Genomic DNA, 13,014 nt, shown 5'->3' on the forward strand with positions numbered 1-13,014 from the left:
CTACACTCGCAGACTACTAAGCTTGACTTTAGAGTCAGAATAAATACAAGTTTCTTTTTGGAACTCGTGTAAAGTAACTTTATTCTCATCATCCTTAAAACATTATGAGCACATTTGAAAGCTTAAATATTATATGTGCAGATGGTTATGCCCTCGCTGCCCGTTATTATCCAAATCAATATACACAAGCACAGCGTCTACCCGTCTTGATTTGTCCCGCGACAGGCATTACCAAGAATTTTTATCACGCTTTTGCCACATGGCTAAATGAACAAGGCTATGCTGTGCTGTGTTTTGATTTTCGTGGTATTGGTGATTCGTTACACGAACCATTGAAACAATGTGAAGCCAGTATTGTTGATTGGGGGCAGTTAGATATTCCTGCAGCAGTAAATACTTTGCTGCAAAAAACGCAAGCTGAACAAGTGGTTTTATTGGGACACAGCGCAGGCGGACAATTACTGGGGATTAATCCTGAATATCATAAAGTGGCAAAAGTCGTAGCTGTTTCAGGCTCTACAGGCCACACAAAAGGTTTAAAAGGTCGTACTCGCCTACTTGCCCCTGTGATGTTTAAAGTTATTTTTCCACTTGCCAGAATCACACATGGTTATGGCCCAACCAATGCAATTGGCATGGGCGAAAACCTACCTAAAAATGTGGCCCAACAATGGGCACAATTTTGTAGCAAACCCGGCTATGTCATCAATGCTATAGGCAAAACAGTTTCACAGCATTATCACGATGAAATTCGTTGCCCGATTACTGCTATTTGGAGTTCGGATGATGAGATTGCCACCGAAGCCAATGTGAAAGATTTACTCCGTCTCTATCCCCATGCATCGACTAATATGATTGAACTTAAACCAAAGCGTTATCAGCATAAAGCCATTGGGCATATGGCGATGTTTAAAAAGTCACATCGAAATTTATGGAATATGATTGAAAATCAATTGGCAGTTTAATTTTTAGTGGCGAAGTCACATACAAATTAAACATTTGTTTTAGTTTCTCGCTTTTTCTTTTCCCTGTTTAAGCAACCAAATTTGTAATCCTGTTTGGTTGTTTCTTTTTTCTATTCCATGCCACATTTCATGTTCAGCTTTTAAAATCCAGACTTATCGCTGATACACATTTTCAGGATGAAACATCACAATCTTTTTATTACACCATAAAAAAGCTCCACCATTTCGGTAGAGCTTTTTGAGTGATTTAATTCAAAGCTTAGTAATTAGCGTAAGCGAATCATCACAGTTTTAATACGGTTACCATCAAGTTCTGTCACTTCAAAGTGCACACCTTGATAATCCAACTGCGTGCCGACCTGAACTTCACCTTGGGTTTTATCTAAAATCAAACCTGCAACGCTAATGTAGCCTGCATCTTCTTCAATCAGATCCATCATACCCAGTTCAAGTTCAAGCTGGTATAAATCCAGCATACCTGTTGCTTTCCATTCGTTTTCATTGGTTTTAACCAAATCTAACTGTTCGTCTGCATCAGGGAATTCACCTGCAATCGCTTCAAACACATCAAGCGGTGAAATCAAACCTTGAACATTACCAAACTCATCGCTGACTAAAACCAAAGAACCTTTAGAGGTACGTAACGTATTGATCGCATCAATCACTTTCATTTTTTCAAAAATGTAAATTGGACGCTGACGTTTAATTAAAGCTTTAAGCTCTTCTTCTTCGTCCAATACATCCAACAACTCTTTGGCACGTACAATACTAATGACTTTATCTAAACTACCACGACACACTGGGAATAAGCTGTGTGGTACAGATAGAATCTGTTCGCGGATTTGTTCAGGTGAATCTTCAATATCGACCCATGAAATTTGGCTACGTGGCGTCATAATTGATGCGACTGAACGCTCTGCCAAGGTCAAGACACCACCAATCATGTAGCGTTCTTCATCTGCAAACGCTTCTTGCGCTTCGTTATGCAAATCAGGGCTACTGGTTTCAACTCGCCCCCCCATCAATTTTAAAATTGAATCTGCAGTACGGTGACGTAACGGAATTTTTGCTTCATGTTTTGCAACATTGCGCTGACCAAATTGGTTAAACGCTTCAATAGCAATCGCAACACCAATACCCGAATAGATATAACCTTTAGGGATATGGAAGCCAAAACCTTCTGCAATCAAGCTGATACCAATTAATAGTAAGAAGCTTAAACACAAAATCACCACTGTTGGATGACGGTTCACAAAAGCAGTTAATGGCTTAGATGCAAGTAACATCACCAACATTGCAACCACCATGGCAACCATCATCACATAGATGTTGTCGACCATGCCAATTGCGGTAATGACTGAGTCTAAAGAGAAAACTGCATCTAGAACAACAATTTGTGCTACAACTGCGGCAAAACTTGCATAAACTACATTGGTCGTGACTTTGACTTCGGGTTTGCCTTCCATCTTCTCATGCAACTCTCCTACCGCCTTATAGACGAGGAACAAACCGCCACCCAAGAGAATGAGGTCACGCCCTGAAAAGGTTTTTTCAAATAAGGTAATTAACGGTTCGGTTAAAGTAACCAACCAAGAGATTGCAAATAACAATCCTAAACGCATAAACAACGCTAAAGATAAGCCAATCACACGGGCTTTATCACGCTGTTCTGGGGGTAATTTTTCTGCAAGAATTGCAATAAAGACTAGGTTATCAATACCTAATACGATTTCTAGAATAATAAGTGTAATTAAACCAACCCATATTCCCGGATCTAATAAAAACTCCATTAGTTCATAGCTCCGAGATAGTTAGCAGAAATCGAAATATAAAGTAGACCTGCGCACGGCGACGGATCCATAAAAGTAACCTTTTTAGCAATAGATAGCTTAATTATGCACAATCTTGAACATTTGTAATTAAATTTTTAATTTTTTTGAATAAAACTAAACAGCACGATCTATAAGATGGTTTTTACTTTATTTTTCACATTCTTAATTTTTTTAGAGCGATGACAGCCAAACAAAAGCCGTGAGAATGGATTAAAAATGTCAAATGAATTGTAATGTATTTTTAGACGCATTAGTCATAGATTACAACTGTAAGCCAACCCACACTTTAATCTAAACTTAAAATATTGATAAAAAACAACTATTGTTAAAAGATTAGACCAAAGCTTATAATTTTTTTGCAAAATTCAACGCAATAACCCGCACTTTTACCTAAAAGCCAAGTGTACAAATGTATTTTTTTAACTAAAATGCAGCCTAAGTTGATGGTTAAATTGATAATTCAACTTATAAAACCAGATAACTCACTACTAATCCAAACTAAAACAATTCTATAGGATTAATTGATATGACACATGAATATGGATTGAACTTAAACAAATGCCTACGCGCTTGGAAAAATAGCCATTTCAAAGCCAGCTTCTAAATCGAGATTCATCATATTTCGTCAGATTTCAACCAAATTTTAGCCACTGAAAGCATCTTGCTAAGCACATGAGTTTTCACATAAAATGTGAAATATCAAAAATACAATTAAAACAATGCAGGGAATATGCAATGTCCAAGAAATATTCAAAATTTCTACCATCCGCCGACCAATATGATATTGAACAATTTCCGTATTATTGGGTCACACAAGTACATGCTCAATATGTACAGAATGTCGATCAGGCACTTAAAAAGTATGGTTTAGATAATTCTCGCCGTCGTATTTTATTGGCATTAAGGTCAAAAGCACATGCGAGTGTGTCTGATTTGTCAGACATGGTGGTGTCAAAAATGTCAACTACAACTAAAATTGTTTATCGTTTAAAAGATGAAGGTTTGGTTGAAACTTATTCTTGTGATGATGATGCGCGTATCACTCGTGTCGTGCTTACTGAAAAAGGTAATGAGATGACCAACAAAATTAATGATCTGACTAGCGTTGTTTTAGAGCAGTCATTTGATGGTTTAACTCCACTACAAATTGAAAAAATGATGGAAAGTTTACGTCATATTTTTAATAATTTAGCACGCTAAACATCACGTTATTGTTCCACATCTGTTCTTATCCTATATAAGCACAAGATGTACTTAAAGATCGAAAAAATTGAGCTGGGGGCTTACTTTTTCGATCTTTGCTTTTGGTACATGTGAACACTCAAACTCGTCTAAAGGAAAGCCCTGCACAAAGCTGTGTATGTTCGGTGTTTTCAAACTTAGCCATTCATCTAAACGTGCATGTGGAATAACAATAACAGAACGTTTGACTGGCCCAGGCTCATGAAATTCCTTCATCATCGCGTGATCAATTGCGTCCATGGTAATCATACTCGCAGAACGGACAATTTCTTCCGTGCCTTGCCCATCCTTTAAACGGCAAATTTCATACAGTGCTGCAATAAAAAAGGCCTGTCCATCTTTACGACGTACACCCCAACGCTGCGGTTTACTGTCTATATATTTGGATTCATAAAATTCTGACACAACAATCGCGCCAAATTTACACTTATAAGCAGCTTCACTAAAACTTGGTTTTTCTAATAAAGTTTCGTTACGGCAATTATAGGTTTTTTGCGCAATACTTCTGTCTTCCGCCCATTTGGGAATCAAGCCAAAATTCACCGAGCGCCACTCTAAACCTTGTTCAGACTTAAACAATAGTGGCACACTCAAATTTGGATACGCTTCTTCAGCATATTCAAACGGAATTTCAGGCAGACCTAATGCAGATAATTGAGCTATGCTTATTGGTTTAAAATTGGCACACATATACAAATTGGATGATTAGACACACGCACTATATTATGCGTTTTGATCATGAACAGTAAGTGCGCACCCACGCATTCCTTCTTACTCAAACAAAACGCAGGACAAATAATTACCGTTAAGCTGGCAATGTCAGCCAATGCGTGCGGGTAAATTCTTCAAATATCCAGCGCCCATTAAAACGACCTAAGCCTGAGTTTTTCTCACCACCAAACGGTGCATTGGCATGATCGGCAACGGTAATACCATTAATATGTGTCATTCCAACATCAAACTGTGCTGCAAATTCTGCACCGCGTTCTACATTTGTAGTGCATACAGCAGCAGATAAACCATAGCGTGTATCGTTCGCTAACTGTAAGGCATGTGCGGTATCTGCTGCTTTGAGAATCGGTAAAATAGGTCCAAAACTTTCATTTTGTACAATTTCTGAATCGGCAGCGACATTCACAAAAACATGTGGTGCAACTAAGTTCCCCGTAACCCCGCCCGCATAAACCAATTCTGCACCCTGCGCCTGTGCTTTTTGAATAATATGCTGATGCTTTTTCACCTGTTCTGCATTAATAATTGGCCCAATCAAGGTGTCATTTTTATTCGGATCACCTACTACTAATTGCGACACACTTGCTAACAATTTTTCAAGATAGGCTGCATAAATAGACTGATCGACAATGACCCGATTGGTACTCATGCAAATTTGACCTTGATGCAAAAAGCGCCCCATCACAGTTAGTTCTACGGCCAAATCTATATCTGCATCATCCAAAACGACTAAAGGTGCATTGCCACCGAGTTCTAAGGCGACACGTTTTAAATGCTCACCCGCAACGGCCAGTTGGCCTACATGCTGTCCAACTTCTGTAGAGCCTGTAAATGAAATCATTTTAGGAGTTGCATGCTCAACAAAGTAATCACCAATTTCACGACTCGCACCCGCCACCACATTGAGTACGCCTGCAGGCAAGTCTGCTTCTTCGAACAGTTTACCGAGTATAGTTCCACCTGTGACTGGCGTATCACTGGCAGGTTTGAGCACTACACTATTACCACAAGCAATCGCTGTAACCACTGAACGCATAGACAAATGGAAAGGGAAATTCCACGGACTGATCACAGCAATAACACCCAAAGGTTTACGCAAAACAACACTACGGACTTTCGGATCTTTGCTTTCCAGTTTCGTCGTGGTCATTTGCTCGGGAAATTGTGCAGCTTCTTGAATAATCCCTAAAGCAGCATCGACTTCGATATTGGCTTTTAAACGGGTACTGCCCGACTCATCAATCAGCCACTGGATAATTTCTTCGCGTCGTTGCTGAATGACTTGCTCTAAGTTCTTAATGATGTATTGACGCAGACTTGTGGATTGAATCAATTGTTCATCAAAAGCTTTTTGCGCTGTACTATAGGCACTATCAACATCTACCACGCTGGCGCCCTGCATCTCAAAAATTGTAGTTTGATGATATGGATTCAAGTTTGGAATGGTTTTAGTAGATGTCCCAACCGACCACTTGCCGCCAATAAATTGTTGATTCAAATCTTGATATGCTGGCATGTATTTGTCCTTGCGCTACTTTTTATATATGACTTTCACTCTACTCCGCAGCTTGATGTTTTTCTAGCAGCAAGTACATCCTGTAACTATTCAGCTGCAAAATTTTCAAAAAACCATAAGCAAAATACAGGCAACAAAAAAGCCTCCGAAGAGGCTCATTTGTTTGTATTACACAATCAGTAAATCAAATCCTAAAGGATTAATCACCTGTATAACCTTTTAACTTTAAACGCGCTGCGTGTAAAAGTGGCTCTGTGTAACCAGAAGGTTGCTCGCCACCTTTGAAGATCAAGTCAGATGCAGCTTGGAATGCAATGTTATTAGCAAAGTCGTTAGACATAGGCGTGTATAGTGGATCATCAGCATTTTGTTGATCTACAATTTTCGCCATGCGCTGCATTACTTCTTCAACCTGTTCACGCGTTACAATTCCGTGACGTAACCAGTTGGCAACGTGCTGAGAAGAAATACGTAAAGTTGCACGGTCTTCCATCAGGCCCACATCATTGATGTCTGGAACTTTAGAACAACCTACACCCAGATCAACCCAACGAACGACATAACCCAAGATACCTTGGCAGTTATTTTCCAGTTCTTTTAGTTTCTCTTCTTCAGACCAGTTGGTATCAGTTGCAAGAGGTGGAGTTAACAAATCATCTAAAGGCAATGCTTCAGTTGCAAGCAATTCTTGCTGACGGTTTGCTACATTAATTTGATGGTAGTGAATCGCGTGAATCACTGCACCTGTTGGAGACGGAACCCATGCACAGCTTGCGCCTGCTTCAGGATGTTCAGTCTTGGTTTTGTACATGTCTAACAGCATGTCTGGTTTTGGCCACATGCCTTTACCAATCTGTGCTTTACCACGTAGACCTGTTTGTAGACCTACCATGACGTTACGGTTTTCGTAAGCTGGGAACCATTTTTGGCCTTTGATTTCGCCTTTACGAACAAATGGACCTGCTTCCATGAAGGTATGGATTTCATCACCTGTACGATCCATGAAACCGGTGTTAATAAAGATGGTACGGTCTTTCGCCTGAGCAATACAGTTTTTCAGGTTAACAGAGGTACGACGCTCTTCATCCATGATACCGATTTTCAGGGTTTTAGCAGGTAAGCCAAGCGCTTGTTCAGCACGTTCAAACAGCTCAACCGCAAATGCTACTTCTTCTGGACCGTGCATTTTTGGCTTAACGATATACATAGAACCGGTACGTGAGTTCTTGATCGTGTTCTCACCACGGATATCAGCCACAGAAAGCAATGGAGTGACCAATGCATCCATGATGCCTTCATAAATTTCTTCGCCATCTACAAGGATCGCCGGGTTTGTCATCAAGTGACCCACGTTACGAAGCAGCATCAATGAACGGCCATGAACCTTGGTCTCACCGCCTTCAACATTTTTGAAGGTGCGGTCAGCATTTAGTTTACGGGTAATGGTCTTGCCATTTTTCTCGATAGACTCTTCAAGCGTACCTTTCATCAAGCCTAACCAGTTACGGTAGCCTTCAACTTTTTCTTCAGCATCAACTGCTGCAACAGAGTCTTCCAAGTCTTGAATCGTCGTTACAGCCGCTTCAAGCACAACATCTTTCACGCCAGCTGCATCTGTCTGTCCAATTGGGCTGTTTGCATCAATCTGGATGATTGCGTGCAGGCCGTTATTTTTCAGTACGATTTCAGTTGGTGCAGAAGCTTCGCCATTGTAACCAACGAATTTAGAGCTATCCGCAACAGTTGTTGTAGAACCATCTTTTAGGCGAACAACAAGTTTGTTTGCTTCTACAGCATATTGAGTCGCGTCGGCATGTGAACCTTGCGCCAATGGGAAAGTTTCATTTAAGAAGTTTTTCGCGAATGCAATTACTTTTTCACCACGAACTGGGTTGTAGCCTTTACCTTTTTCTGCGCCATTTTCTTCAGAAATAACGTCAAAACCGTAAAGTGCGTCATATAACGAACCCCAACGTGCGTTTGCTGCGTTCAAGCAATAACGTGCGTTACGTACAGGTACTACGAGCTGTGGACCAGCCAATAATGCGATTTCTTCATCAACATTTTCGGTGGTAATTTGAAAATCTTCTACTTCTGGTAATAAGTAGCCAATTTCAGTCAAGAAAGCTTTGTAAGCTTCTAATTCAAATGTATTATTGCGGTGCCATTCATCAATTTTAGCCTGAAGCTCATCACGCTTTGCGAGTAATGTTTTGTTCTTAGGGCTAAGATCGACAACGACTTGCTCAAAGTTTTTCCAGTATGTATCACTGTCCAAACCAGAACCTGGTAATGCTTCATTTTCGATGAAATCGTAAAGTTCTTTAGCAATCGCTAACTTGCCTTTTTGAATACGTGCAGTCATTGTCTTTCCTGATATTGCTACTTTTTATACAAGAGATTCTAGTATACTGATTTATATTTAGCTGAATAGTATTATCACATTTCAAAATAACGATCATTTATTACAAGATGAATGACAACAATCATCATAAATCCTGATCAGAAACACGACACTATTACTCATCTAAATACACTTTTACAGTGTATAAAGTTTTTGAAATGTCGAAATTAGACTTAAGTTCAGATTTTGTTGTAAAAATCGGCGTCAGTCTTATTGCAACCCTTCAAGATTAAGCCATGTTTATGACAAAATGTCGATAAAACCAACAGTCACATCTTTTCTATCATAAAAAAGCGCCTAGTTCTAGGCGCTTAAAAGATCAACTGATTTGATGTTTGGCTTCGGTGGCCTGTATCTGTCGATGTTCTTCATTTAAGTAATCATCAGACTGCATTTCCAATAAACGTGAACGTGTGCGTTCAATTTCAAATGCCAGTTTTTCGCCCTGATAAATTTCAATAATCGAATCTTCAGAAGTCAGTAATAACTTGACACCACGATCATAAAATTCATCGACCAAATAAATAAAACGACGTGTTCCTTCAGACAAGAAGTCTGTTAAATGCGGTACATTGCTCACCAAAACCGTGTTGTAGATGTTGGCAATTTCAATAAAGTCTGCAGGACTACGCGGTTTAAAGCACAGTTCTGAAAATTCACACCACAACACATCTTCAGTATGCGCAATTGTTTCAACAATACGTTGGTTGATAATAATTGGCTCAGAAGAATAATGTTGTGTATTACTCAAAGCACTGAAACGCTGTGCCATCCAGTTTTGATTATCATGCGTTAAAGGCGATTTAAATAATTGCGCCTGTTTCAAAACACGTAAGCGATAATCTACACCAGCATCGACATTTAGCACTTGGCAATGTTTTTTGACCATTTCAATGGTTGGAATAAAACGATCTCGATGGATACCATTTTTATATAAACCGTCTGGGGCGATGTTAGATGTTGCCACCAAAGTAATGCCACGATGGAATAATTTTTGGAACAAGTCACTCAGAATCATCGCATCAGTCACGTTAGATACGAAAAATTCATCGAAACAAATCACCACTGCATCTTTATAAATTTGGTCTGCAACAGAATCGAGCGGGTTACGCTGCCCTGAAAGTTTGTTCAGTTCACGATGCACATGCTGCATAAAGTGGTGAAAGTGCATACGTGTTTTACGTCTAAATGGAATCGAGTCGTAAAACTGATCCATGAGCCATGTTTTACCACGACCTACACCACCCCACATATAAACACCCTGTGGTGCTGTTTGGCGGCGGAAACGGCGGAACGCTTTTTTTGATGCTTTATAGCGTTGAATTAATTCCTGCCACACACGCTCAAGTTCGTGTACAGCCTGCGCCTGCGCATCATCTGGCATAAATTGTCCAGAGGCTAACGCTTGTGCATAACGCTCCGCAGGCGATAATGGAGTAAAGGCTGTGGTTTGTGGCGAATTAAAATCAGACATATTCATCAGTACTTATTTGGGCAAATAGATTATAACGAAGATCGAATCACGAGATATAGCACTTTGGCATAGTTTGCAAAATACTTAGGCTATTTTGTATATTGGCGTGGACTTTGTCCAAACCACCGTTTAAAGGCATGGTTAAATGCCGCAGGCTCTGAATAACCAAGTAACTCTGCAATCATTTCAATTGAATATTCCTGATATTCAATTAATCGCAATGCTTTATCTTTGATAAGATCTTCACGAATTTGTTTGTAACTAGTGTTCAATTGTTGCAGTTGATGGCGCAATGTCCGTTCAGGAATTTGCAAAGCATGTGCTGTTTCTGCCATGCTCGGCATACTGCCTTGTTGTAATTCCAAATAATCTTTTACGCGCTGTACCACCGAAGGCGCATCATCTTCGAGTTTAAGTCGCTCTAACTCAATCACGCATTTGGCTTCATAACTACTAAAAGTGACTGCATCGGCAGATGGAATACGTGCTGTGAGAACTGCATCATCAAACCAAAACGCTGCTTGGGGTTGATTAAAAACAATATCTTGACCGTAATAATCATAAAAAGTTTGCAAAACTTCACTTTGCTGCGGCTGTGCAAATGGCAATTCTATGCGAATACGTGGCGCACTCATCCCCATCATTTTATATAGGTCTTGAATAAATTTGAACGTGCCTGAAATTTCACACTGCGCACGCAATACACCTAAACTACTATGTAAATCATTGGGTTGATAACACAAGGCAATATGTCGCGTGCTATGTTGCAAACTCAGTTTCCCGCTTAAATGCGTCAATCCCTGATATTGAATCCCTTTTTCTAATGCAGTGGCAATATCTGGACTGGTCACCAATAACATCAGTAAAGGACCATAACCTGCCAAAGCATAATGCTGTCCAATAAACAGCCCCATTTCAGGCTCTACATCTTCACCAATGACTTTGAGAATATCCCATTCCAAACTCGGATGAATAATTGAACTGGTATCCAGCGCATCTGCACGCAAGCCGATACTTTGCAATTTTGCATCGACATCAACGCCTGCTTTACGCATGCCTTGTATTAAATACATTAAGCCAAGTATGGATCTTTTCATAAAATGAACAGTGCGAAACGGAATATCCTTTTTACCCGATTCATCCACAGATAGAAATTGCCGAAAATATCAATTTTTATGTCAGCACGATCATGTTACCACATGCTGGCTTATTCTATCCTGACTCAAACAAACTCAAATCAAACAAAATAAATATAAGGATGTCTTCATGCAGGATGCAGCAGCTCATTATCAAGTCGCAATTATTGGCGCAGGCTTTGGTGGATTAGCCATGGCGATTCGTTTGCTACAACGCAACATTCATAACTTTGTGATTTTAGAAAAGTCTAATGAAGTGGGTGGTACTTGGCGTGAAAATCAATACCCTGGCGCGGCTTGTGATGTGCAGTCGCATCTGTATTCATTGTCATTTGCACCCAAAACTGACTGGTCAAAACGCTATGCCGAAGCACCAGAAATTTTTCAGTATATTCAAGATGTGGTGCAACAGTTTAATCTGCGCGAATATTGCCAATTTAACAGCGAAGTGGTGCATACCGAATACCATGAAAAAGACTGTGTATGGCATGTTGCGTTAAAAGATGGCAGACAATTGAGTTGCCAATATTTAGTCTTTGCTTCTGGCCCACTGCATGTGCCACAAATCCCGCACATTAAAGGCATTGAAAAGTTTCAGGGCAAGGTTTTTCACTCGTCTCAATGGGATCATCAATACAACTTAAATAGCAAAGTTGTGGCATCTATTGGCACAGGCGGCAGCGCGATTCAATACATTCCTGAAATTGTACCTCAAGTTAAACAGTTATATGTCATGCAACGTACAGCTGCATGGGTCATTCCACGAGATGAACGCAAATATCTGAATATTGAGAAAAAACTGTTTAAACAAGCAGACTGGTTTAGAAAGTTGCATCGTGCGCGTTTGTATTGGTCGAATGAATCACGTGCAATTCCAATCATGCAACCTAGCGTGATGAAATATACCCAAAAACTGGCAGAAGCCTTTATTCGTTTTCAGGTCAAAGACAAACAATTGGCACAAAAACTCACGCCTGACTACATTATGGGATGTAAACGTATTTTAGTGTCCAATAAATACTTCCCAACTTTTAACCGTGACAACGTCGAATTAGTGACTGATGCAATACAGGAATTGACTGCAGACAGCATCATCACCAAAGATGGTAAAATGCGAAAAATTGATTGTCTGATTTATGGCACAGGCTTTATTACCGATCCGCGTATCTATCTACAGCCATTTAGCTGCATTGGTGAACATGGCGTTGAATTAAAACAGGCATGGAAAGATGGCGCAGAAAGCTATTACGGCATTAGCCACAAAGGTTTTCCGAACCTGTTTCAGTTGCTTGGGCCAAATACAGTTTTGGCGCATAACTCGGTTATTTTTATGATCGAATCGCAAGTCGATTACATTCTGCAAATGATGGATTTGGTGGCACAATCACAGAGCAATGCAATTGTAGTAAAAGATCAAGTACAAGATCAATTTAACCACGATGTGCAAGACATGCTAAATAACACGGTTTGGCAATCTGGCTGTGTAAGTTGGTATCAACAAGATGGTGGAAAAAACTTTGCTCTTTGGCCAACCTATACTTGGAAATATTGGCTAAAAACCAAGTCGCTGCATCCTAGTGATTTTAGATTAATCAGCAAAGCGGCTTGACATCCTCCCCGATCTAAAGGACGGAGATTCCTACTGCTAGACGCTCATGCCCGAGCGCAAGAATATTCAGTGCGGAATTTACATCCCGATCATGGAGCGTACCA

General features: G+C 40.0%; 9 protein-coding genes and 1 pseudogene. 3 read left to right on the forward strand and 7 right to left on the reverse strand.

Features of this window, described 5'->3' with window-relative positions; all coding sequences use genetic code 11:
• Positions 1-104: 104 nt before the first annotated feature.
• Positions 105-965: an alpha/beta hydrolase family protein gene (locus tag VF675_RS12375; RefSeq protein ID WP_440205296.1), complete on the forward strand. Its 861-nt coding sequence runs from the start codon at positions 105-107 to the stop codon at positions 963-965.
• Positions 966-1,231: 266 nt separating this feature from the next.
• On the opposite strand, the gene VF675_RS12380 is transcribed toward VF675_RS12375, so the two are convergent.
• Positions 1,232-2,755, reverse strand: coding sequence for a TerC family protein (locus VF675_RS12380; protein WP_004976753.1), 1,524 nt, complete (start codon positions 2,753-2,755; stop codon positions 1,232-1,234).
• A gap of 777 nt (positions 2,756-3,532) precedes the next feature.
• Between VF675_RS12380 and VF675_RS12385 the strand changes: the two genes are divergently transcribed.
• A complete protein-coding gene (locus VF675_RS12385) occupies positions 3,533-3,997 on the forward strand; it encodes a MarR family winged helix-turn-helix transcriptional regulator (protein WP_004976754.1) in 465 nt (154 codons plus the stop codon).
• A gap of 54 nt (positions 3,998-4,051) precedes the next feature.
• Here VF675_RS12385 and VF675_RS12390 read toward each other — a convergent pair whose 3' ends face one another.
• The 5 genes from VF675_RS12390 to VF675_RS12410 form a co-directional block, all read right to left on the reverse strand.
• Complete coding sequence (locus VF675_RS12390) at positions 4,052-4,729, reverse strand: SOS response-associated peptidase family protein (RefSeq protein WP_440205297.1); 678 nt, start codon at positions 4,727-4,729, stop codon at positions 4,052-4,054.
• A gap of 115 nt (positions 4,730-4,844) precedes the next feature.
• Positions 4,845-6,287, reverse strand: coding sequence for an aldehyde dehydrogenase family protein (locus tag VF675_RS12395; protein ID WP_440205298.1), 1,443 nt, complete (start codon positions 6,285-6,287; stop codon positions 4,845-4,847).
• Positions 6,288-6,486: 199 nt separating this feature from the next.
• Positions 6,487-8,652 (reverse strand): malate synthase G, encoded by a 2,166-nt coding sequence (locus VF675_RS12400; protein WP_096901411.1) that lies wholly within the window; start codon positions 8,650-8,652, stop codon positions 6,487-6,489.
• A gap of 358 nt (positions 8,653-9,010) precedes the next feature.
• Positions 9,011-10,165, reverse strand: a complete 1,155-nt coding sequence (gene zapE / locus VF675_RS12405) for a cell division protein ZapE (RefSeq protein WP_004976758.1) — start codon at positions 10,163-10,165, stop codon at positions 9,011-9,013.
• An 89-nt stretch (positions 10,166-10,254) separates the two neighbouring features.
• The gene (locus tag VF675_RS12410) at positions 10,255-11,262 is read right to left on the reverse strand and encodes a helix-turn-helix transcriptional regulator (protein ID WP_165492532.1); all 1,008 of its coding nucleotides are present in this window, start codon (positions 11,260-11,262) and stop codon (positions 10,255-10,257) included.
• Between the two features lie 169 nt (positions 11,263-11,431).
• Between VF675_RS12410 and VF675_RS12415 the strand changes: the two genes are divergently transcribed.
• The gene (locus tag VF675_RS12415) at positions 11,432-12,910 is read left to right on the forward strand and encodes a flavin-containing monooxygenase (protein ID WP_440205299.1); all 1,479 of its coding nucleotides are present in this window, start codon (positions 11,432-11,434) and stop codon (positions 12,908-12,910) included.
• 13 nt (positions 12,911-12,923) lie between these two features.
• Here the strand turns inward: VF675_RS12415 and VF675_RS12420 are convergent.
• Positions 12,924-13,014: pseudogene (locus VF675_RS12420) on the reverse strand (RNA-guided endonuclease TnpB family protein); the annotation flags it as partial.

The organism is Acinetobacter sp. Lyrl_1, from assembly GCF_051948795.1.
Lineage (GTDB): Bacteria > Pseudomonadota > Gammaproteobacteria > Pseudomonadales > Moraxellaceae > Acinetobacter > Acinetobacter towneri.